19 protein-coding genes are annotated in these 23,049 nt (G+C 60.9%); 5 read left to right on the top strand and 14 right to left on the bottom strand.

Translation table 11 applies throughout. From position 1 onward, the window contains the following. Nucleotides 1–6: 6 nt before the first annotated feature. The 4 genes from Q0603_RS02505 to kynA all read right to left on the bottom strand — a co-directional run bounded on the left by Q0603_RS02505 (nt 7) and on the right by kynA (nt 3,697). Entirely contained in the window at nt 7–924 is a 918-nt protein-coding gene (locus Q0603_RS02505; protein ID WP_298721570.1) for an ABC transporter permease, read from the bottom strand. Nucleotide 925: 1 nt separating this feature from the next. Continuing rightward, nucleotides 926–1,705 carry an ATP-binding cassette domain-containing protein gene (locus Q0603_RS02500; RefSeq protein WP_298721567.1) on the bottom strand — a complete coding sequence of 260 codons (780 nt, stop codon included), beginning with the start codon at nt 1,703–1,705 and terminating at the stop codon, nt 926–928. Between the two features lie 24 nt (nt 1,706–1,729). Beyond that, on the bottom strand, nt 1,730–2,719 hold the full coding sequence (locus Q0603_RS02495; protein WP_298721564.1) for an ABC transporter substrate-binding protein: 990 nt from the start codon (nt 2,717–2,719) through the stop codon (nt 1,730–1,732). A 159-nt stretch (nt 2,720–2,878) separates the two neighbouring features. Further along, the gene (gene kynA, locus Q0603_RS02490; protein WP_298721561.1) at nt 2,879–3,697 is read right to left on the bottom strand and encodes a tryptophan 2,3-dioxygenase; all 819 of its coding nucleotides are present in this window, start codon (nt 3,695–3,697) and stop codon (nt 2,879–2,881) included. A gap of 74 nt (nt 3,698–3,771) precedes the next feature. On the opposite strand from kynA, the gene Q0603_RS02485 reads away from it, so the two are divergent. Further along, complete coding sequence (locus tag Q0603_RS02485; protein WP_298721558.1) at nt 3,772–4,917, top strand: aminotransferase class V-fold PLP-dependent enzyme; 1,146 nt, start codon at nt 3,772–3,774, stop codon at nt 4,915–4,917. A 96-nt stretch (nt 4,918–5,013) separates the two neighbouring features. Here Q0603_RS02485 and Q0603_RS02480 read toward each other — a convergent pair whose 3' ends face one another. From Q0603_RS02480 to Q0603_RS02435, 10 genes are all read right to left on the bottom strand, one after another. Beyond that, entirely contained in the window at nt 5,014–6,504 is a 1,491-nt protein-coding gene (locus Q0603_RS02480; RefSeq protein WP_298721555.1) for a TRAP transporter large permease subunit, read from the bottom strand. After that, nucleotides 6,387–7,484 carry a TRAP transporter small permease subunit gene (locus Q0603_RS02475; RefSeq protein ID WP_298721552.1) on the bottom strand — a complete coding sequence of 366 codons (1,098 nt, stop codon included), beginning with the start codon at nt 7,482–7,484 and terminating at the stop codon, nt 6,387–6,389. The genes Q0603_RS02480 and Q0603_RS02475 overlap by 118 nt, the downstream gene beginning before the upstream one ends. Nucleotides 7,485–7,596: 112 nt before the next feature. Then, nucleotides 7,597–8,739 (bottom strand): TRAP transporter substrate-binding protein DctP, encoded by a 1,143-nt coding sequence (dctP, locus tag Q0603_RS02470; RefSeq protein ID WP_298721549.1) that lies wholly within the window; start codon nt 8,737–8,739, stop codon nt 7,597–7,599. A gap of 317 nt (nt 8,740–9,056) precedes the next feature. Continuing rightward, nucleotides 9,057–11,192: a 3-hydroxyacyl-CoA dehydrogenase NAD-binding domain-containing protein gene (locus tag Q0603_RS02465; protein ID WP_298721544.1), complete on the bottom strand. Its 2,136-nt coding sequence runs from the start codon at nt 11,190–11,192 to the stop codon at nt 9,057–9,059. Between the two features lie 29 nt (nt 11,193–11,221). Beyond that, the gene (locus tag Q0603_RS02460; RefSeq protein WP_298721540.1) at nt 11,222–12,430 is read right to left on the bottom strand and encodes an acetyl-CoA C-acetyltransferase; all 1,209 of its coding nucleotides are present in this window, start codon (nt 12,428–12,430) and stop codon (nt 11,222–11,224) included. Between the two features lie 51 nt (nt 12,431–12,481). After that, nucleotides 12,482–13,630 carry an acyl-CoA dehydrogenase family protein gene (locus Q0603_RS02455; protein ID WP_298721537.1) on the bottom strand — a complete coding sequence of 383 codons (1,149 nt, stop codon included), beginning with the start codon at nt 13,628–13,630 and terminating at the stop codon, nt 12,482–12,484. Between the two features lie 48 nt (nt 13,631–13,678). Then, nucleotides 13,679–15,472 (bottom strand): acyl-CoA dehydrogenase C-terminal domain-containing protein, encoded by a 1,794-nt coding sequence (locus Q0603_RS02450; protein WP_298721534.1) that lies wholly within the window; start codon nt 15,470–15,472, stop codon nt 13,679–13,681. 38 nt (nt 15,473–15,510) lie between these two features. Further along, on the bottom strand, nt 15,511–17,829 hold the full coding sequence (locus tag Q0603_RS02445; protein ID WP_298721530.1) for a 3-hydroxyacyl-CoA dehydrogenase/enoyl-CoA hydratase family protein: 2,319 nt from the start codon (nt 17,827–17,829) through the stop codon (nt 15,511–15,513). A gap of 19 nt (nt 17,830–17,848) precedes the next feature. Further along, nucleotides 17,849–18,985 (bottom strand): thiolase family protein, encoded by a 1,137-nt coding sequence (locus Q0603_RS02440; protein WP_298722167.1) that lies wholly within the window; start codon nt 18,983–18,985, stop codon nt 17,849–17,851. A 49-nt stretch (nt 18,986–19,034) separates the two neighbouring features. After that, the gene (locus Q0603_RS02435) at nt 19,035–19,490 is read right to left on the bottom strand and encodes a MerR family DNA-binding transcriptional regulator (RefSeq protein WP_298721528.1); all 456 of its coding nucleotides are present in this window, start codon (nt 19,488–19,490) and stop codon (nt 19,035–19,037) included. 166 nt (nt 19,491–19,656) lie between these two features. On the opposite strand from Q0603_RS02435, the gene Q0603_RS02430 reads away from it, so the two are divergent. The 4 genes from Q0603_RS02430 (at nt 19,657) to Q0603_RS02415 (ending at nt 23,048) form a co-directional block, all read left to right on the top strand. After that, the gene (locus Q0603_RS02430; protein WP_298721525.1) at nt 19,657–20,022 is read left to right on the top strand and encodes a DUF962 domain-containing protein; all 366 of its coding nucleotides are present in this window, start codon (nt 19,657–19,659) and stop codon (nt 20,020–20,022) included. An 80-nt stretch (nt 20,023–20,102) separates the two neighbouring features. Beyond that, the gene (locus tag Q0603_RS02425) at nt 20,103–21,035 is read left to right on the top strand and encodes a sulfite exporter TauE/SafE family protein (protein WP_298721522.1); all 933 of its coding nucleotides are present in this window, start codon (nt 20,103–20,105) and stop codon (nt 21,033–21,035) included. Continuing rightward, the gene (locus tag Q0603_RS02420) at nt 21,032–21,817 is read left to right on the top strand and encodes a TIGR02186 family protein (protein ID WP_298721519.1); all 786 of its coding nucleotides are present in this window, start codon (nt 21,032–21,034) and stop codon (nt 21,815–21,817) included. The genes Q0603_RS02425 and Q0603_RS02420 overlap by 4 nt, the downstream gene beginning before the upstream one ends. Nucleotides 21,818–21,887: 70 nt before the next feature. Then, nucleotides 21,888–23,048: an acyl-CoA dehydrogenase family protein gene (locus Q0603_RS02415; protein WP_298721516.1), complete on the top strand. Its 1,161-nt coding sequence runs from the start codon at nt 21,888–21,890 to the stop codon at nt 23,046–23,048. The last annotated feature ends 1 nt before the right edge of the window (nt 23,049 follow it).

Genomic DNA, 23,049 nt, shown 5'->3' with positions numbered 1-23,049 from the left:
GCGGCGTTAAACAGTTTCGCGGATTCGGTCCTTGTCCTCGCCGCGGCGCAGGCGCGGCAGAAGCTTTGGCGCAGCCAGCATCAGCAGCACCAATGCGCCGGTGGCGAATTTCAGATCGGTCGGCGCAAGGCCCAGCGCCAGGCAGACCGAAATGATCTGAAAATAGACGATGGCGCCAATAACAGGTGCTAGCAACTGCCGCAGCACGCTGGAGCGGCCGGTGATCAGTTCGCCGATGATCACAGCAGCCAAGCCGTTGATCAGTACGCCAAAACCGATATTCACATCCGAAAAACCCTGGGACTGCACCAGCATGGCCCCGGCAAAGGCGCAGAAGCCGCCAGCAAAGCCGAAACCCAGCACGATATGCCACCAGCTATGGATACCCTGCGCCTCCGCCATATCGAGATTGGCGCCGACAGCGCGGAAGGCAATGCCTTTCTCGGTGCGCAGGAAGGCGTGGGCCAGAATCAGCAGCAGGACGACCAGAATCGCAAGGAAGGCGATCTTGAGGGATAAGGTGTTATTCATCCCGGCATAGATCAGGTCGAAAATATTATCGAACTGGAACAGCGCAATATTCGAGCGGCCCATAATCCGCAGATTAACGCTGTAGACCATGGTGACGATGATGATCCCGGCCAGCAGCGACGAGATGCGGAATTTCAGGCTGACCATCGCTGTAGCCGTGCCGGCAAGGAAGCCGCCCAGCGTTCCGGCGAGCATCGCCAAAGCGGGATGAAAACCCACTGCAATCAGGGCGCCACAGATGCAGCCGCCGATTGGGAAGGAGCCCTCACTGGTCAAGTCGGGGAAACTGAGCAGCCGGAATGGCAGCATCACGCCGAAGGCAACAAAGGCGTAGATCAGACTTTGCGCCAGCGTCACCGGCACCAGTTCATAGAAGCGAACAAGAATATCCATGTCAGCCGGCCAGCAGGATGCGGTCTTCCTTGTCGCGGAAGCGCGCGATGAGATCGGCAATGTCGAGCTTGGTTTTCTCCGCGCCCGAAGCTGCGAAGTGAATCCGCCCGGCATCCATCATCAGCAGCATGTCGCCATGGTCGATGGCGTGCTGCATGTTATGCGTGACCATCAGGGTGGTCAGGTACCGCTCCTGCACGACGCGCAAAGTCGCTGCCATGACGCGCTCGGCCGTCAGCGGATCGAGCGCCGCGGTGTGTTCGTCCAGCAGCAGCACCTTCGGCTCACCCATTACCGCCATGATCAGCGACACCGCCTGCCGCTGGCCGCCTGACAGAGTTTCGACCCGATCGCCCAGACGGTTCTCCAGCCCAAGGCCAAGCAGCGCGAGTTGCTCGCGATAGGCGTTTCGCCGAGTCTCCGTCAGGCCCCAGCGCAGGCGATGCGGCGCGGCGCGCAGCTCAGCCAGCAGCAGGTTTTCTTCCACGGTCATGCTGGCGGCGGTGCCGACCATCGGGTCCTGGAATACGCGCGACACCAGGCGGGCGCGGCGATGCGGTGGGTCTTTGGTGATGTCCTCGCCGTCGATGGCGATGCTGCCGCCATCAAGCGGAAACTTGCCTGCGATGGCGTTGAGCAGGGTGCTTTTCCCGGCACCGTTCGAGCCGATGATGATACAGAAGGTACCGGTCCTGAAGGTCACCGAGACGCCGTTCAGCGCCACGCGCTCATTCGGGGTGTCGGGAAAGAAGCGCTTGCGCAGATCGGTGAGGGCCAGCATCGGCGCTGTCTCGGCGGGAACGGTTTAGTCGGCCACGCATTTGCAATCGGCCAGGGCGGGCGGCAGCGCCAGCCCCAGCTTGGCCAGTTGCTTGCCGCTGATCGCGCCTTCATGGTCGGCAGCAGTAGCGCGCACCGGCGGCAGATCCTTCATCTTGGCATTCTGCTTGAGGATCTTGTAAGCGACGTTGGCTGCATTGGCACCGACCTTGGCGTAATCCACCGCATAGCCGGCCAGTACGATACCCTGCTTGGCGGCTTCGACACCGGCATTGACCACCGGCAGGCCGATCTGCCCGGCCGAGGCGGCGATCGCCGGCAGGCCCGGCTGGATCAGGCCGCCGGTCGGCGTGTAGATCACATCTGCCTGGCCTTTCAGAGCGGCAATGCGGATCGGGATATCGGCAGGATTGTCGATGCCTGCGCCAACCACGCTGAAGCCGTGCTGCGATGCTGCTGCCTTGACCTGCTCGAAAACCGCGAGGTTGTTGTCCTCACCGGGATTATAGGCCACCGCGACCCGTCTGGCGTTGGGTAGTAGCTTGCGAATGAAAGCGAGCACCGCATCCATGTCCTGCTGGTCGGAAGCCCCGGCCATGTCATCAACGCCCTGATCCCAGGATGGCGTAAGATTGGCTTTCACCGGATTGTTCACGGCGGCATAGACGATGGGAATGCCCGATCCCTTCAGCGCCTGCTTGGCTGCCTGGGTGACGGGTGTGGCGATAGTGTAGATCAGCTGAGGCTTGGTCGCCTTCAGTTTGTTCAAAAGCTGCGGCAGCAGCGCGACATCAAAATTCGCCTGATCGATTTCATATGTAACGTCCTTGCCTTCCTGCAGTCCAAGGCGGGTCAGTTCCGCCTTGAAGGATTCGACCGTCTTCTCAAGCTGCGGATGCGGGCCCCATTGCGCGATGCCGATCTTGATCGGCTGGGCGGCGGCATTACCGGCGCTGCCCGCGATCAGGGCAGCAGCGGCAAGGGCGAAGCGGAAGCAGCGGAGAAGCGCGAGCATGGCGGCCCTCGTTGGCAGGAAGATGGCGCGATGTTTTAGGCGCGTCCGCCCCCCCTGTCCATGCGGACCGGGCGCTGAATCTATCGCCTGGCTGCGGGAGCTGCCGGATTGGGCAATATCGTTAGAAATCGGGCAATTCCGCAGCCAAATCGCAGGCAATCACAGCGTCCCGCGGACGGACCAGAGTTCCGGGAAGAAGCTGCGGTCCAGTGCCTGTTTCAGGTAGGGCACGCCGGCGCTGCCGCCCGTGCCGGGCCGCATGCCGATGATGCGCTCCACCGTCTTCATGTGGCGGAAGCGCCATTGCTGGAAGCTGTCCTCGATGTCGACCAGTTCCTCAGCCATCTCGTACAGGTCGAAATGGGTATCCGATTCCCGGTAGACGATGGCCCAGATATCTTCGATCCGGGGATCGGGCCGGTGCGGCTGGGTCACATCGCGCTGCAGGACATCGTCGGGCACGGCAAAGCCACGGCGGGCCAGCAGGCGCAAAGCCTCGTCATACAGGCTCGGGGCATCGTAAGCCGCCTGCAGCAGGGCCAGGATATCGGGGCGATGGCGGTGCGGCTTGATCATCAGCGCGTTCTTGGCGCCCAGCTTGAATTCCAGCAGCCGGTATTGCCAGGACTGGAACCCGGAAGACGAGCCAAGCACAGGCCGGAAGTGCAGGTAATCGCTGGGCGTCATGGTGGAAAGGACATCCCAGGCCTGGATGAGCTGCATCTGGATGCGCGACAGCCGGGCCAGGCATTTGAAGGCCGGACGCAACGCATCCGCCCGGATATGCATCATGGCGGTATCCAGCTCGCGGTTGAGCAGTTTCATCCACAATTCCTGCACTTGATGGATGATGATGAACAGCAGCTCGTCCGGCTCCTCGGACAATGGAACTTGCGCGTTCAGAAGCTGGTCCAGCTTCAGATAGTCACCATAGCTCATCCTGCCTTCGAAATCGGTCTGGATGCCGTCAGTAGTCATCGTCTTGCTCCTGAAAATGCTTGAAGCCTAAAATAGCGAGCCGACTTGGGAAAGCCTCTGAAGCGGAGTTCCTCTTGCTTGATCTAGCGTCGCACTTCTCCAGTTTCCTGAATGCCGATTTGGCGCGTCTGCATTTTGCTGCGCATAGCCATCATCCTTGGCCCGATGTCACGCGCGCAGCACAGATGCAATGCTGGGAGGATGCGGCGAAGCTGATCGATGGCAAATGGGACCATGTGCTAGGCAACATCCTGCCGCAGGCACAGCGGCATATCGCCCAGCGTCTGGCGCTGCCTGACGAAAAGAGTATTGTCTTCGCACCCAACACGCATGAATTGCTGATGCGGCTGCTCTCGTGCCTGCCGGCCTCACGGCCGCTGCGCATTCTGACCAGCGACAGCGAGTTTCATTCCTTCACCCGGCAGATCGCCCGGCTGGAGGAAGACGGGCTTGTACAGGTTCAGCGTATCGCCGCGATGCCTTTCGCAAGCTTTTCCGCCCGATTTGCCGAGGCGGCAAAGCAGGGTTTCGACCTGATCTATGTCAGCCAGGTTTTCTTCAACTCCGGCTTTGCGGTGGGAGATTTCGCCGATCTGGCAGCGGCATCGGGCGATGCGATGCTGGTGGTCGATGGCTATCACGGATTTATGGCTCGGCCGACCGACTGGTCGCCTTACGCCGATCGCGCCTTCTATATCGCCGGTGGATATAAATACGCCATGGCGGGCGAGGGCGTCTGCTTCATGTATTGCCCGCCCGGCTGGGGTGCTCGGCCGCGCGATACCGGCTGGTATGCAGCCTTCGGCGCTTTGAGTGCGGCACAGCCCGGACAGGTGCCTTATGCCGGCGACGGCTGGCGGTTCATGGGCGCCACGTTTGATCCGAGCGGGCTGTATCGCTTCAACGCTGTGCAAGACTGGCTGCAGCGCGAAGCAGTGGACGTGACAACAATTCATGCGCATGTGCAGGCGCTGCAGGAGCGCTTCGTGGCATCCCTGCCGGCTGGGCCGCTGGCCTCTAGCCAGCTTGTTGTACCGGCTGGTCTACCGCGTGGCAATTTTCTGACTTTCGAATTGGAAAATGCTGACGAGGTTCAACGGAGGCTGGCGGCTGCCAAAGTCGTCACCGACCATCGCGGTGCGCGCCTGCGCATAGGTTTCGGCATCTATCACACGTTCGATGTGGTCGACGCGTTGCTTGACCGGCTGCGAAATTTATAAGGCGGTCAGACCCTCATATTTCCGGTATGCGCTACTGGTCGGGCAATTACCCGAAATCGACCGCTGGGTGTGTGCCTGGCAATGCACGCTCATATCTCAATGTCCGCCATAGATCGTCCTCGGCAGCCAGATGACGATGTCGGGAAAGATGATGCACAGGACCAGTCCGAAAGCCTGCAGGCACAGAAAGGGTACCGCAGCCTTGAAGATCATCGCCATACTAACCTGCGGCGGAGCGACGCTTTTCAGGTAAAACAGCGAATAGCCGAAGGGCGGGCTCAGAAAAGCCATCTGCATGTTGACCATAAAGATCACGCCGTACCACAGCGGCACATCCTGCGCGGCGATGCCCGGTAAACCGAAGAGGCCATTGAACTCCAAGCTTTTCATGATCGGTAGGAAGATGGGAACAGTCAGCAGCAAAATGCCAACCCAATCGAGGAACATGCCGAGGATAACCAGGATCGCCATCATCAGAAACAGGATGCCGTAGGGGGGCAGCCCGGTATCCAGGATGGAATTCGCCACGAAAGTCTGCCCTCCTTTTACGATGAAAAAGCCGACGAACATCGTAGCGCCAAAGAAGATCCACATCACCATTGCGGTGGCCTTCAGCGTATCTAGAGAAGCTTGCCTGATGGCGGTCCAGGTCAGGCGGCGGTGCAGCCCGGCCACGAACAGTGCGCCGAAGGTGCCGATACCGGCCGCTTCAACCGGCGTCGCGATGCCAACGAAGATGACGCCAAGCACCAGAATGATCAAAAGGATCGGAGCAATGGTATTGCGCAGCAGGCGCAGCTTTTCGATAAAATCTACACGCTCCTCGGGCGGTAAGGCCGGACCCATTGCTGGATTGATATAGCAACGGATGAGCACGTAGGCGATGTAGATACCAGAGAGCAGGAAGCCCGGGAAAATCGATCCGACCAGAAGCTCGCCTAGCGACTGCTGGGCCACCACGGCGTAGACGATCGCCATAACCGAAGGCGGGATAAGGATACCTAGCGTGCCGCCGGACAGCAGTGCGCCACAGGCAAGCTTTGGCTCGTAGCCACGCTTCAGCATCGCCGGCAATGCGATCATGCCCATGGTCACTTCGGTGGCGCCGACCACGCCTACCATGGCGGCAAGTGCCGTACAGGCAATCACAGTGGCGGCCGCCAGACCGCCCTTCACGGCACCGAGCCATTTATAGATGACGTCGAAAAGTTCCTCGATGATTCCGGCCTTCTCCAGAACCGCAGCCATGAAGATGAACAGCGGCACCGCAGAAAGCTGGTAATCCGTCATGAACGGGAAGATGCGTGACGGCAACATGTTGAGGATGTATTCGTTGCCGAACACATATAGAAAGATCACCGCTAGGCTGCCTGTGCAGAAGGCCATGGGAAGGCCGAGCAGGAGCAGCAGCCCGAGTGATCCGAAGAGCAGAAGGCTCAGCCATTCAATGCCAATTTCGAGTCCCACGGTCAGGCTCCCCGGGTAACGATAAGGATGTCTTTGATCAGTTTGACTGCGCCCTGAAGAACGATCAGTGCGGCACCTATCGGCATGGCAAGCTTTACCGGCCAGTACTGCACCCCCCATTCTGTGAAGGAGTGCTCGTTCATGCTGACAGCGTCGCTGGCGAAGCGCCAGGCAGTCCACATCAGCGTTATTGTGAAGATGAAGAAGAATAGCGATGTGACGATGTCAGCCAGGGCCTTGCCGCGCACGGAGAACCGGGTATAGAGCACGTCGACGCGAACATGCTGATCCTCGTAATAGGCGTAGGCGCCGCATAGCATGTACTGCATGCCAAACATCAGGAACATGCTTTCATGCACCCAGTTGGTGGGAGAATTGAACGCGTACCGCGCGATCACCTCATAAAAGTAGGCAAAGACTGCAATGACGGCCCAGTAGGCGACAAATTCGCCGACCTTGATGTTTACCCATTCCACAGCGTCAGTGACGCGGGTATGCAGATTACGCGCCGGATCCTGACCGGTCCCGATCTCATGGAACTCTATGGGTGGAATCGTTGTCGCAGTGGATGCGGCGCCTCGTTCGGCTTCACGCCGCCGTCGCGTCAGGCGTGGCAGCAGGATGGCGTCGCCGAGGAGCATCAATCCCATGAGGATGGCAAGCCATTGGGAGTGGCGGCGCCGTTGCGCCAGTTCTTCCTGAGCGACCTTGAACTCCGCCTCGCTGCGAGCGAGTTCGGCCTCCACTTGGCTCAGATCGGCGACATTCTGGTTTTTTGCCCGCGTTACGGCGGAATGTGAACTCTCAACGGCGGCACGGGTACGCGATACGTCCTCGCGCGAGTCGCTGATCTGACTGTTTACGAACAGTATGGCCAGGAAAACCGGAATGAATACATACCCTAGGCGGCTGCGCAGATAGAAGCGGTGCAGACCGGCAAAGCCAGAGCAGATCAGGAACAGGTAGGCGACGCCGAGCGACGGGCCATGCGAGATGCCGCGCTTTTTCTCACGCATGACCATGTATTGCGCGACAAGCGGAAAGAGGAGCAAGACTGCCCAGTAGAGCCAGTGCGGCGGGGTGAAAGTCAGGCTTGGCATGCATCCCTCGATGATGTGCGTGGAGACTTCGATGACAGGTGGGGCAATCGCTTCGCCCCACCTGGTACACCGACTCTGACTTCGCGCGCGCTCTTATGTCCGGGAATGCGCGTTACAGATCGAGCTTGAGGCCTGCGTACATATCGGGTGTCACATAGCCGAAGCTGGGCGATTCCATCAGCTCAAGCTGCGCCTTGAAAACACGGGCCGCATCCTTGTCCTTGTTGGCCCATTTGAACCATATCGGCACGGCGATGCGCTGAAATTTCGGCAGATCTTCGGCGGGCAGGCGATTTACCTCAATGCCAGCCTTGGCGAATTTGTCCCAGGCCTCGAGGTCCGCCTTCTGGATCGCGGCATGATGAATATTGGAATAAACCTGCACTTCCGATTCGACGAACTGCTTCATCTGGGGTGACAGCTTGTTCCAGTGATTCATGCCGACGCAGAAATCCATCAAGTCGACCGGCTGATAGATCGACTCCAGTCCCGGCGGACCCATCCAGATGTATTTGGTGACCTGCTGAAAGCCGAGATCCCAGTTCACCGCAGGGCCAGTATAATCGGCCGCTTCGATGGTGCCCTTTTCGAGAGCCGAGAAGACTTCTCCGCCCGGCAGCAGAGTGGTTTTGGCGCCGATTGCGGCGAATCCTTCGGCAATCATGCCTCCCGGTACACGCAGCTTCAGATCCTTGAAATCCTCGATCGAGCGAATCGGCCGTTTCGAATGAACGATATTCGGACCGTGATGGATGCGGTTGACGTAATAAAGCCCTTGCTTGGCGAAAATCTCGCGAGCCATCTGCAGCCCGCCCTTGCTGTAGAAGAATACATCCCACTCGTGGGGGTAGCGCAGACCCATCAGATACGAGCTGAGGAAGGCAGTGGCTGGCAGCTTGCCGACCCAGTAGACAGTGAAGGAGTTCATTGCCTCCAGCACACCGTTCTTCACGCCATCAAATAGCTCAAAATCGCCAACCACTTCCTTGGCGGCAAAGGGCTTGAATTCAAGTTCGCCGCCCGATCGTTCCTTGATCGTGGCGCACCAAGCCTTGAATGTGTTAAGGCCGGCGCCCGCTGGCCAGGACGTCTGCACCTTCCACGTGGTGGTAGCGGCCTTGGCTGGATCACTGATGAAGGGGGCGCCGACAGCGGCGGTTCCGACACCAAGCGCGGCCGAAACTCCCAGGGTTTTGAGAGTTTTGCGCCGCGTAGGATTGGCGGCGGCGGTTTTTGCCTTTCGGAAATCTTTCATGTTGCCTCCCGTTTGTTGGTTGAATGACTCACGCAACAAATGGCCACCGGCTCGCCGGACAGCGGAACTTCGAGTGTGGCGGTGCTCGGCGTCTTGCGCCGAACGCCATGATCGGATGCTTGACCGCAGGCCTACTCGAAACGCTCGGGAGGCAACAAATTTTTTGTTAAGCTATGTCGCGGACACAGGGCGGTCAATCGCGGATTGAGAGATCAGTCGGAAACTGATTTTGCAGCGCAGCATGCCATGCTGCCGCGACAGCATAAAATAAGAAAGGCCGGCAGATGCCGGCCTTTCCTTTTGTGACGCCTGTATGATCAGACGGTGTAGAAGCTTTTGCCTTGATCCGCCATATCGCGCAGCAGCTTCGGCGGCGTGAAGCGGGCGCCAAATTTCTGCGCCAGTTGGTCGCATTCGGCCACGAAAGGCTTCACGCCCACTGTGTCGATATTGCTGATCGTGCCGCCTCGGAAGGGTGGAAAACCCCAGCCCATGATCGAGCCGACATCCGCATCGCGCACATCGAGAACAACCTTTTCCTCGATGCAGCGGGCGGTTTCGACCGACTGGATATAGATCAGCCGCTTGATCACATCTGCGAGAGCCGGCTGCTCGGTTTCCGGCTTGACCGGGAAATGCTCGGCCAAACCCTTCCATAGCCGCTTCTTGCCATCGGCGGGATAGTCGTAGAAGCCCTTGCCAGCCTTCTTGCCGATCCGGCCGAGTTTCTCGACCATCAATTGCAGCACCGGCTCGGAGCCGTCTGACTTGTAGGCGTCGCCGAGATCCTTCTTGGTCTGGGCGCGGACGCGGTGCATCAGTTCCAGCGAAACCTCGTCGGCCAGCGCCAGGGGACCGACCGGCATACCGGCGGCCTTGCCGGCATTCTCGATGATCGCCGGATTGACACCCTCGGCCAGCATGGTGAGGCCTTCGGTCACGTAGGTGGCGAAAACGCGGCTGGTGTAGAAGCCGCGGCTGTCGTTCACCACGATCGGCGTCTTGCGGATCTTCTTCACGAAGTCCATGGCGCGGGCCAGCGTTTCATCCGAGGTCTGCTTGCCGCGGATGATCTCGACCAGCGGCATCTTGTCGACTGGCGAGAAGAAATGCAGGCCGATGAAGTTGGCTGGCCGTGCGCTCGCCTCGGCCAGGCCGGTGATCGGCAGGGTCGAGGTGTTGGAGGCGAAGATCGCGGTCGGCTCAAGCTGCGCTTCCGCCTTCCTGGTCACGTCGGCCTTGATGGCGCGGTCCTCGAACACGGCCTCGATGACCAGTTCGCAGCCCTTCAGATCCTCGTAAGACGTGGTCGCCTTGATCAGGCCAAGCTGCTTTTCCTTGTCGGCCTCGGTGGCCTTCTTCGCCTTGATGCGCTTGTCCAGCAGGCCAGCAGAATAGGCCTTGCCCTTCTCGGCGGCTTCCTGCGTGGTATCCAGCAGCACCACCTGCAGGCCGGCCGAAGAGGCCGCCCAGGCAATGCCTGCCCCCATCATCCCGGCGCCCAGGATGCCGATCTTGGTATAGCTCTGCGTCGGCACACCCTTCGGACGGTTGGCGAGCTTGTTGGCCTCGCCGATTGAGAAGAACAGCGAGCGGATCATGTTGCGCGCTTCCTTCGACTGCGTGCAGGCAACGAAGTAGCGGCTTTCGATCTTCAGGCCGGTATCAATATCGACCAGCGTGCCCTCATAGACGCAGGACATAATGTATTGCGCATTCGGGTAATTGCCGTAGGTCTTGGCCCGCAGCATGGCATTGCCGGCAGTGAAGACCTGCGCGCCGCGTGGGGTGTTGGCGGCTTCCGGCACGCGGAAGCCCTTCTGATCCCAGGGCTTCACATGGCTGCTCTGGCCGTCGCCTAGGATCCAGTCCTTGGCCCGGGCCAACAGGTCGGCAGCGGGAACGACTTCGTCCACCATGCCAAGGCCGAGCGCGGTCTTCGGGTCGACCTTCTTGCCCTCCAGCAGCATCGGCAGCGCCTTGGACACGCCGATCATGCGGGGCAGGCGCTGCGTGCCGCCAGCGCCAGGCAGCAGGCCAATGGTGGCTTCCGGCAGGCCGATCAGGGCCTTCGGGTTGTCGGCAGCGATGCGGCGATGGCAGGCGAGGCAGATCTCGTAACCACCGCCCAAGGCAGTGCCGTTGATGGCGGCAACAAAGGGCTTGCCGGCCTTTTCGATATCGCGAAACAGCTTCTGCAGCTTGAAGGAATTTGCCAACGCCTTTGCGGCGTCAGCGCTTTCCTTCAGAAGGTTCACCAGATCGGCGCCAGCGACGAAGTCGTTCTTGGCCGAGGTGACGATTACGCCCTTGACGCCCTTATCATTGATGGCCTTGTAGACGGCGTCGCTGAAGGCGGCGAGGCTTTCGCCGTTCATGACGTTCATCGGGCGCTCGGCCATATTCCAGACAATGGATGCAACGCCAGTGCTGTCGACGGAATAGTCGATCATGTCAGTCTCCGAACTCTAATTGGTGGCGCTTAGACGCGCTCGATGATGGTGGCGGTGCCCATGCCGGCGCCGACGCAGAGCGTGACCAGAGCGGTGCTCTTGCCGCTGCGCTCCAGCTCGTCGACCATGGTGCCGAGGATCATCGCGCCGGTCGCGCCCAGCGGATGGCCCAGCGCGATGGCGCCGCCATTCACGTTGATCTTGTCGTGCGGGATGTTGAGCGCCTGCATGAAGCGCAGCACCACCGAGGCAAAAGCCTCGTTCAATTCCCACAGATCGATGTCGGAGGGCGTCATGCCGGCGATCTTCAGTGCCTTCTCGGCGGCAAAGCTCGGGCCGGTCAGCATGATGGTCGGCTCGGAACCGACCGAGGCGAAGGCACGGATGCGGGCACGCGGCTTCAGGCCAGCTTTCTTGCCGGCTTCGGCATTGCCGATCAGCACGGCAGCAGCACCATCAACGATGCCCGACGAATTGCCGGCATGATGCACATGCTCGATCCGCTCGACTTCCGGATAGCGCTGGGTCGCAACGGAATCGAAACCGAACTGCTCGCCGAGGGTGGCGAAGGAGGGCTCCAGCGCCGCCAAGGTCTGCATCGTGGTGTCCGGACGCATATGCTCGTCGCGGTCCAGAACGGTCAGACCGTTGATGTCCTTCACCGGCACGATGGACTTCTTGAACCGGCCTTCATCCCACGAGCGCTTGGCGCGCTTCTGGCTTTCCACCGCATAGGCATCCACATCATCGCGGCTGAAGCCGTATTTGGTGGCAATCAGGTCAGCCGAGATGCCTTGCGGGACGAAATAGGTCGGCAATGCCACCGCCGGGTCAGTCGACCAGGCCCCGCCATCGGAACCCATCGGCACGCGGCTCATGCTTTCGACGCCGCCGCCAATGGCCATCTGCGACTGGCCCGACATCACCTGAGCGGCTGCCATGTTGCAGGCTTCCAGGCCCGAAGCGCAGAAACGGTTGATCTGCACGCCAGCCGTGGTCTCGGCATAGCCCGACTGGATCACGGCGACGCGGGCGATATCGGCACCCTGTTCGCCAACTGGCATGACGCAGCCCAGCACCACATCATCGACCAGGGAAGTATCGAGTTCGTTGCGGTCGCGCACGGCTTCCAGAACCGTGGTAGCCAGCCGCATCGGCGTGACTTCGTGCAATGCGCCGCTGGCGCGTCCCTTGCCGCGCGGTGTGCGGACGGCATCATAAATGAAGGCTTCGGTCATTCGTTTCTCTCCCTCAGCATCAGTTGACTCTTGGAACCTTCATGAAGTGGGTCACAGCGTGCGGCTGATCAACTCCTTCATGATCTCGTTGGTGCCGCCGTAGATCCGCTGCACACGGGCATCGGCATAGGCACGGGTGATCGGGTATTCCCACATGAAGCCGTAGCCACCGAAAAGCTGAAGGCAGCGGTCCAGGATCTTGCACTGCAGGTCGCTGCACCAGTATTTCGCCATCGCCGCAGTGGCGGCATCCAGCTTATGCTCGGCAACCAGATCGATGCATTTGTCGACAAAGACGCGGGCGATCTGCGTCTCGGTCTTCATTTCGGCCAGTTCGAACTTGGTGTTCTGGAAATCCAGCACGCTCTTGCCGAAGGCCTTGCGCTCGCGGGTATAGTCGATCGTCCATTTCAGGGCTGCTTCGCAGCCGGCCACCGCCATGATGGCGATCTGCAGCCGCTCCCAGGCCAGTTCCTGCATCAGATAGAAAAAGCCCTGGCCTTCGCCGCCCAGCATGTTCTCCGGCGGGACCCGCACATCGGAGAAGAACAGCTCGGAAGTGTCCTGCGCCTTCATGCCGAGCTTGTCGAGATTGCGGCCCTTGGTGAAGCCTTCGCGGTCAGCCTCGACCAGGAACAGCGTCGTGCCTTTGGCTCCCTGTTTCGGATCGGTCTTGGTGACCACGATCACCAGATCGGCATTCTGGCCGTTGGTGATGAAGGTCTTCTGGCCGTTGATGACAAACTCATTGCCGTCGCGGATCGCGGTGGTCTTCACCGCCTGCAGATCGGAGCCGCCGCTCGGCTCGGTCATGGCAATGGCGCCGATCACCTCGCCAGTGGCCATCTTCGGCAGCCACTTTTTCTTCTGCTCCTCGGTGCCGTAATTCAAAATATAGGGAGCGACGATGTCGGAATGCAGTGAAAAGCCCGGGCCGGTGCAGCCGGTATAGGCCTGCTCTTCCATCAGAATCGCCGAATAGCGGCGGTCGACGCCCGAGCCGCCGTATTCTTCCGGCATGGTCGAGCACAGGAAACCGGCCTCGCCAGCCTTGCGCCAGACCTCGCGCGGCACGATGCCGTCTTCTTCCCATTTGGCGTGGTAGGGGACAACTTCGCGCTCGAAGAATTTGCGCGCCGCCTCGCGGAACATCTGATGGTCTTCGTTATAGATGTCGCGCGGGATGCCGTATTGGGTCATTTGTTTTTGTTTCCTCCTAGACCTGGGCCATGCACTGCATGGCGGACTTTAGAAATTGGCGGCCTTCAGCATCATCATGCTTTCCCCGCCAGCCTGGATCTTGGCGAGCTGCGCCGCGGTATCGGGCAGCATCCGCTCCATGAAGAAGCGGCCGGTGATCAGCTTGGTCTCGTAGAACTCCTTGTCCTCGGCACCTTCCGCCAACTTTTGCTTGGCGACCTGGGCCATGCGGGCCCACATGAAGCCGAGCGCCACCAGCGCGAACATGTTGAGATAATCCCAGGAGGCCGCGCCAGCTTCGTCCGGATTTTTCAGGCCGCGTTCGCTGATCAGCGCCGTCGCGGTCTGGAAGCGTGCGAAGGCCTTAGCCAGCGGCATGACGTAGTCCTTGCCGATCTCCGGGTTCATCATGTTCTCTTCGATGAACTGCGACACCGGATGGAAGAAACGGCGCGCCAGCCGGCCAATGCCGGTCGGTAGCTTGCGGCCCACGAGGTCAAGCGCCTGGATACCGTTGGCGCCCTCATAGATCATGGCGATGCGGGCATCGCGCACGAACTGTTCCATACCCCATTCGGCGATATAGCCGTGGCCGCCAAAGACCTGCTGGGCCATGGTGGTGCACTGATAGCCGAAATCGGTCATGTAGGCCTTCACCATCGGCGTCAGGAAGGCGACCAGATCATCGGCCTCCTTGCGGCGCTCCGGATCGGGGTGCTTGGCCGCGATGTCCAGCTCGATGCCGGTCCACAAGGCCAGCGCGCGGGCGCCTTCGGTGAAGGCCTTGATCGTCATCAGCATGCGCCGGATATCGGGATGCACGATGATCGGATCGGCCGGCTTGTCGGGGTATTTCGCACCGGTGATCGAGCGGCCCTGCAGACGGTCATTGGCATAGGCCAGGGCGTTCTGATAGGCGACTTCGGCCTGAGCCAGGCCCTGCACGCCGACGCCAAGGCGGGCGGCGTTCATCATGACGAACATCGCCTGCATGCCCTTGTGCTTCTGACCGACCAGCCAGCCCTTGGCCCTGTCGTAATTCAGCACGCAGGTGGCATTTCCATGGATGCCCATCTTGTGCTCGATCGAGCCGCAGGTCACGCCATTGCGCTCGCCCAGGCTGCCATCCGGATTGACCAAAAATTTCGGCACCAGGAAGAGGCTGACGCCCTTGATGCCTTCCGGGCCGCCTGGAATCTTGGCCAGCACCAGATGGATGATGTTCTCGGCCAAGTCATGCTCGCCGGCCGAGATGAAAATCTTGGTGCCGGTGATCAGGTAGCTGCCGTCTTCCTGCGGCTCGGCCTTGGTGCGCATCAGGCCGAGATCCGTGCCGCAATGCGGCTCAGTCAGGTTCATGGTGCCGGTCCATTTGCCGGACGCCATGTTCGGCAAATACATGTTCTTCTGCTCCTCCGAGCCATGACGCAGCAGCGCCTCGTAGGCGCCGTGGGTCAGGCCCGGATACATCGCGAAGGCCATGTTGGCCGCCGACTGGATCTCGGCCATGGCAATGCCCAGCACATGCGGCAGGCCCTGGCCGCCGTATTTCTCTTCGGCGGTCAAAGCGCCCCAGCCGGCTTCGCAATACTGCCTGTAGGCTTCCTTGAAGCCGGTCGGCGTGGTGACTTCGCCATTATTCCATTTGCAACCTTCGCGATCGCCGACCTGGTTGAGCGGGGCGAGAACCTCGCTCATGAACTTGCCGCCCTCTTCGAGAACAGCATCGACGACGTCGCGCGTGGCTTCGGTGAAGCCCAGCAGATTGCTCATCTTTTCCATCTGCAGCACGTCGTGCAGCACGAACTGGAAGTCCTTTACAGGCGCGGTATAGCTCGGCATGGCCTTATCTCCTCAAATCCGCATCTCATTCCACAGGGTCAGTTCCGCAGGGGCTTGCCTGTGGTGAGCATGTGCTCGATGCGGTCGAGCGTGGCATTGGTCTTGATCAGCGACATGAAGTTCTCGCGCTCAAGCTCGAGCAGCTTCTTCTCGGTGACCACTTCGGTGATATCGGTGTTGCCGCCAGAGACGACATTCGCCAACGCCATCGAGACGACGACGTCATGCTTGGTTGCCCTGCCCTGCAGGTGGAAGCCTTCCACCGCCAGGCTCATCGCGGCCTTCGCGGACGGACCCGGCAGGTTGATCTCGACCGGCTTGGGCGGCTGGTAGTCCTTGGCCAGTTCCAAGGCCTTTGCCTTGGCATCGGCCAGCAGGCGGCGGCGGTTCATGGTGATGCCGTCGGTCTCGCGCAGGATCAGCATGTCGCGCGCTTCCATCGCGGAGGTCGCGACCTTGGCCGTCGAGATGGCCTCAAAGACCTGCGCCAGGGCCGGCATCGGACCACCGGGACGCTTCTTGTTCAGAATCGCGCGGGTGACCAGCTCCTTGCAGCCGCCCCAGCCGGGGATGACGCCGACGCCGACCTCGACAAGGCCCATATAGCTTTCGGCATGGGCCTGGATCGCCGAGGAATGCATCGCCAGTTCGCAGCCGCCGCCCAGAGCCATGCCGGCCACCGCCGCCACGACAGGGAAGGGTGCGTATTTGAGCTTCATATAGGCATCCTGGCCTTCCGAGATGCCTTGTTCGATGGCAGGCCACATCGCGATATTCGCCTGGAACAGCGCGATGCCGACATTGGCGCCGACCGAGAAATTATCGTAGTCGCCGCCGATGATCAGAGCCTTGAAGCCCTTCTTGTCGATCTTTGCGGCTTCCTTGACCATCGCGATAATGTCGGCGTCGACCGCATTCATCTTGGTATGCAGTTCGAGGCAGGCGACGCCATCGCCGACATCCCACAGGCTCGCGCCCTTGTTGGAGGCGATCGGCTGCTTGCCGCGCTTCATGTCAGCCAGGGTCCAGGCATCTGGCTGCACCACGATTTCGGCATAGTCGCCCTTCGGAGTCAGGCGATAGGCCTTGCCGCCCTCCTCCTTATAGAAGGGACGGCCGGCCGCGATCTCGACCATTTTCGGAACCGGCATGCCAGACGCCTTCAGCTTGTCGGCGAACCATTGCGTGCCGAGCTGATCGATCTGTTCGAAGGGACCGTACTTCCAGGCATAGCCGGTCTTCATCGCCGTATCGACGGCGAGGATGTCATCGGCGATTTCCGGCACCAGGTCAGCAGCGTAAGACAGTACGCGGCTCAGCACGCCCCAGGCATACTGGCCGCCCTTGTCAGGATGCTCGACCAGGGCGCGAAGGCCTTTCTTCGCAGCTTTTACGGAATCCAGATTGGCCTTCTGCGCGGGACGGAATTCGCCGGTCTTCAGATCCAGCGCTTCCTTGCCCTTGGCGCGATAGAAGCCACCCTTGCCCTTGCGGCCGGTATAGCCTTCCTTGATCAGCTTCTGCATCAGCGCATTCAGCGGATGATCGGCCTTGTAGAACTGATGCAGCGCGTCGGTCTTCGGCAGCGTCTTTAGCATCGAGCCAACCACATAAGGGCCAAGATCGATGCCGGTCAGATCGGCCAGGCCGAAGATGCCAGTCTTGGGCACGCCCATCGGCCTGCCGACGACGGAGTCCGCTTCCTCCACCGTCAGGCCCAGGTCATAGGCCAGAGCGGTAGCAACGGTGGACCAATAGATGCCGATGCGGTTGGCGATGAAGCCCGGGCGGTCCTTACAATCGACCACTTCCTTGCCAAGCTTGACATCGCCGAAGCGGCGCAGCGCCTCGATCACCTCAGGCTTGGTCTTCGGTCCTTTCACCAGTTCCAGCAGCCGCATGTAGCGCGGCGGATTGAAGAAGTGAGTGACCGCGAAATCCTGGGCGAAGCTTTCCGGCAGGCCTTCCGTCAGCAAATCCAGCGGAATTGTCGAGGTATTGGAGGTGACGATCGAGCCTTTCTTACGCTTCTGCTCAAGCTGGGCATAGAGCTTCCGCTTCAGGTCGACATTCTCGATGATCGCCTCGCAGATCCAGTCCACATCGGCAAGCTTGTCGAGATCGTCCTCCAGATTGCCAGGGGTGACCAGCTTGGCCACGCGCGGATGCATGAAGGGCGCAGGCTTGGTCTTGAGCATCTTCTCGATGGCGCCCTTGGCCAGCGCGCTGCGGTCATTCGCGCCTTGCGGCACGATATCCAGCAGCAGCACGGGAATGCCTGCATTGGCGACATGGGCGGCGATGCCGGAGCCCATCACGCCGGCGCCGATCACCGCAACTTTCTTAATCTCGGTCATAACGTCTTGCTCCAGCGGATCAGACGGCCTCGAGGACGGTGGCGATACCCTGACCGCCGCCGATGCACTGAGTGGCCAGCGCAAATTGCTTGCCTTCGCGCTTCAGCAAGGCAGCTGCCTTGCCGGTGATGCGCGCACCGGTGGCGCCCATCGGATGGCCGAGCGCAATGGCACCACCATCGAGGTTGACCTTGCTCATGTCGTAACCGGCTTGCTTGACACAGGCCAGCGCCTGCGCGGCGAAGGCTTCGTTCAGCTCGATGATATCGATGTCCTGCAGCGACAGGCCGGCGCGTTTCAACGCTTTTTCGGTCGCCGGCACCGGACCGATGCCCATGATCTCCGGCGCACAACCGGCAACGGCAATCGACTTGATGCGGGCCAGCGGCTTCAGGCCATGGGCCTTGGCGAAATCTTCCGAGCAGACCAGCGTCGCCGAGGCGCCGTCGGTGAGCGGCGAGGAGGTGCCGGCCGTGACCGTGCCCTTTTCGTCGAAAGCCGGATTCAGGCCGGCGAGGCCTTCCGCCGAAGTGTCAGGGCGGATGCAGCCATCGAGCTCGACGCGATTGTTGCCGTCGACGATAGGAACGATCTCATCCGCCAGTTTGCCGGCTTTCTGCGCCGCAGCGGCCTTGGCATGGCTTTCAATCGCCATCTGCTCCTGAGCTTTGCGGTCGATGCCGTATTTCTTCGCCAGGTTTTCCGCCGTGATGCCCATCGAGACGTAGGCCTGCGGATATTCCTTCAGCAGCTTCGGGTTCGGCAGCGTATTGAAGCCGCCCATCGGCACGCGGGTCATGCTTTCCACGCCGGCGCAGATAAAGGCCTCGCCGGCATTCATCTGGATGGCGCCGGCGGCCTGATGGATCGCCTGCATCGACGAACCGCAGAAACGGTTCACTGTAGTGCCGGCGGCTTCCAGCGGGATGCCGGCAAGGAAGCTGATGATGCGCGCGACATTCAGGCCCTGCTCGCCCTCAGGAAACGCGCAGCCGACGATGACGTCTTCAATCGCCTTGGGATCGATGCCGGTGCGCTCGACCAGCGCCTTGACCACCTGAGCGGCCAGATCGTCGGGACGGACCTTGGTGAGCGCTCCCTTGCGGGCCAGCGTGAAAGGCGAGCGGGCATAGCCGGCGATCACCACGTTGCGCATCATGACTGCGTCTCCTTGAGTAAGCGGACTGAAATTTAAGGTTGAAGTGTTATTCGGCGACGTTCGCCAGGGTACCGGTGCGCGACAGAACGAATTCCTTGAAGGAGGGCGTGTTGTCGCGGTCGCGTTCCTTCATCTTCAGGAAGTCTTCGATGATGCGGATGTCGCGTTTCAGCTCGGAAATGGCCGTATCGATGTCGCGGCGCTGCATTTCCAGCGCGGCCAGCCGCTCCTGCGAGCGTTTCAGGGTGAGCTTCATCTGCTCCACGCGGCCGTCGCCCAGATCGTAGAGGTCGATCATCTCGCGGATTTCGGCCAGGCTGAAGCCAACCCGCTTGCCGCGCAGGATCAGCATCAGGCGGGCGCGGTCGCGCTTGGTATAGACGCGCATCATCCCCTGGCGGGACGGGTGCAGCAGCCCTTTATCCTCATAGAAGCGAATGGCGCGCGCAGTGACTTTGAATTCATGCGCCAGATCAGTGATCGTGTAGGTCTTGTCCGACACGGCAGGCCTCCCTAAGGGCGATTTTCTGAGTCGGCAGGGAGTCTTAGTTTACGTTAACGTAAACGTCAAACAGAATCTCCCGGCCCGGCGAATATGCCGAATTCGGCTTGGAAATCCGCATTTTAGAGGCGTATGATTCCACCAGGCTGAGGCGGAGGAAATAGCCATGTCCGACAATCGGATAACCGCATATACGGACTTTTGGCCCTATTACCTGAGGGAACATGCCAAGCCGGCAACCCGGGCCTGGCACTATCTTGGAACCACCCTGGCGCTGATCTGCCTGGGGGCCCTGGCGGCGACCGGGGACTGGCGCTGGCTGTTGGGTGGCCTGGTGGCGGGCTATGGCCCCGCCTGGATCGCCCATTTCTTCGTCGAGAAAAATCGGCCGGCGACTTTCCGCTATCCGTTCTGGTCGCTGTTTTCCGATTTCAGAATGTATTTTTGCTTCCTGACCGGATCGCTGGGACGGGAGCTGGAGCGGGCCGGGGTGATTCCCGCACCGGGGAACGCGGCAGCGGCCAGCAAATAAGTCACCAAATAGCAACGATTATCATGGCAGTTTGCGTTACATCCCGGCTCATCCGGCTCCAGCTTAAGAATTAAACAATTATGCCCATCTACCTCCCCATCGCCGAGCTGTCGGTCAATTTGTGGCTGCTGCTCGGGCTGGGTGGGGCGGTGGGCTATCTCTCCGGCCTGTTCGGCGTCGGCGGCGGCTTTCTGCTGACGCCGCTTTTGATCTTCATCGGCGTGCCGCCGCCGGTGGCTGTGGCCACCTCGGCGAACCAGGTCGTCGCCGCCAGTGTTTCCGCCGTCTACGCCCACTGGCGCAAGAACAATGTCGATTTCAAGATGGGCGCGGTGCTGCTGGTCGGCGGCCTGATCGGCTCCAGCTTCGGTGCTTACCTGTTCGGCGTGCTCAAGCGGATCGGCCAGCTCGATGCAGTGATCGCGCTGTCCTATGTGCTGATCCTCGGCTTTATCGGCAGCCTGATGATGATCGAAAGCATCCGCGCGCTGCGGCGCAAGCCGAACGCGCCGCTGCCGGCGCGCCGCAAGCGGCTGAACGATCATCCCTTCATCCGTGCGCTGCCCTTCAAGATGCGGTTCCGCAGGTCGCAGCTATACATCAGCATGCTGCTGCCTGTGGGGCTCGGGATCGTGGTCGGTATCCTGGCCGCCATCATGGGCGTCGGCGCGGGCTTCATGCTGGTGCCCGCGATGATCTATCTGCTTGGCATGCCGACCGCCGTGGTCGTCGGCACCTCGCTGTTCCAGATCATTTTTGTCACCGCCAACGTCACCATCCTGCATGCAATCACGACCCAGACAGTGGATGTCACGCTGGCTTTGCTGCTGCTGATCGGATCGGTGGTCGGTGCCCAATACGGCGTTCGCCATGGCGCCCGGCTGCGGGGCGAGCAGATTCGCGGACTTCTGGCTGCGCTGGTGCTGATCGTCGCCGTGGCGCTCGCCATCGAACTGGTGGTGCCGCCGGAAGATGCCTACTTCCTTGAAGCAGCGCCGGGGACCACGCGATGAGGCGGCGCGTCATCATCCTGGCTCTGGGGCTGCTGGCAGTGCTGCTATGGCAGCAGGCGATGGCTCAGGCCACGCGCAACGCACCGCGCGGCCCGGCCCCTGCCGATGCGCCGCTCATCACCGATCTATCGTCGCATCTGATCGCGATCACCTCCAGTTTCACGGGCACCGAACTGCTGCTGTTCGGCGCCATTGACGAGCCGGGCGAAGTGATCGTGGTCATCCGCGGACCGGTCAGTACCGCGGTGGTGCGCCGCAAGCGCCGCACGCTGGGCTTCTGGCTGACGCGCCGCTCAGAAAGTTTCGACGGCGTGCCGGGATACTATGCCGTCATCAGCACCGCGCCATTGGAAGAAATCGCGCCGCAGAGCCTGTTGCAGCGCCTGCAGATCGGCACGGCGAACCTGCGCTTCCGCTATATCGGCACTGAGCCACCGCCAGATATTGTCGAGTTCCGCAACGCCATCGCGCGGCAGAAGATCCGCGAGGGCCTCTACCACGAACTGGTCGGCGGCATCGATTTCCTCGGGCCGAAGCTGTTCCGCACGGAAATCAGCTTCCCTTCAACCGTACCGGTGGGCACCTATCAGGCGGAAGTCTATCTGGTGCGGGACGACCGCATCGTGGCGGCGCAGTCGACGCCGCTTTTCATCGACAAGCAGGGCGTCGAGCAGCAGATATATGATTTCTCGCGGGCGGAGCCGGCGGTCTACGGCCTGGTGGCCGTACTTCTGGCCGTGTTTGCCGGCTGGGCGGCGGCCATCGCCTTCCGCAAGGGGTGATGCGATGCGCTTTGCGTCTGCGGCAAGTTATGCCAAGCTGGCCGCAGACCGATTTGGAAGAGTATAGGCAATGGACCTGGAAACGCTCGAGCAGACCCGCGCCACGTTGCGCCGTTTCGTGCGTGAACGATTGGTGCCGCTGGAAAAACAAGTCGCTGACGAAGACCGCATCCCTGACGATATCCGGCAAGCCTGCGCCGAACTTGGCCTGTTCGGCCTTTCGATCCCTGAGGAATATGGCGGCCTTGGCCTTGATCTTGCCGAGGAAATCGAACTGGTTTTCGAGCTGGGCTGGACCTCGCCCGCCTTCCGCAGCATGTTCGGCACCAATGTCGGAATCGGCAGCCAGGGCATCCTGATCGACGGCACCGAGGAGCAGAAGCGGCGCTGGCTGCCCAAGCTGGCGAGCGGTGAAGTGATCGCATCCTTCGCGCTCACCGAGCCGGAAGCCGGCTCCGATGCCGCCTCGGTGCGTACCCGGGCCGAACGCCAGGGCGATGTCTATATCGTCAATGGCACCAAGCGCTTCATCACCAATGCGCCGCATGCCGGCATTTTCACGCTGATGGCGCGCACCGACCCGAACAACAAGGGTGCGGGCGGCGTGACGGCCTTTATTGTGGAAGCGAATTCGCCCGGCATCACCATTGGCAAGCCAGACAAGAAAATGGGCCAGCGCGGCGCCCATACGGCCGATGTGATTTTCGATAACGTGAAGGTGCCTGCGGCCAATATCATCGGCGGCAAGGAAGGGCAGGGATTCAAGACCGCGATGAAGGTGCTGGATCGCGGCCGGCTGCATATCGCCGCCATGTGCGTTGGTGCCGCCGAGCGGCTGATCCATGAGTCGGTCAGCTACGCGCGGGATCGCAAGCAGTTCGGCCAGCCGATTGCCGAATTCCAGCTGGTCCAGGCCATGCTGGCCGACAGCCGGACTGAGGCCTATGCTGCCCGCTGCATGATCCGCGACGCCGCCAAACGCTATGTCGCCGGCGAAAATGTGTCGATGGAAGCCGCGTGCTGCAAGTATTTCGCGTCCGAGATGGTTGGCCGTGTTGCCGACCGCGCCGTGCAGATACACGGCGGCTCGGGCTATATCCAGGAATTTGCCGTTGAACGTTTTTATCGCGATGTGCGCCTGTTCCGGCTTTATGAGGGTACAAGCCAGATTCAGCAGTTGGTGATTGCGCGCAACATGCTGCGTCAGGCCGAGAGTGGAGCCGGAGTCTAGA

The organism is uncultured Ferrovibrio sp. (assembly GCF_937960835.1).
Classification (GTDB): Bacteria; Pseudomonadota; Alphaproteobacteria; order Ferrovibrionales; family Ferrovibrionaceae; genus Ferrovibrio.
Note: the sequence above shows the minus strand (reverse complement) of the source record. Positions and strands in the feature narration are given on the sequence as shown.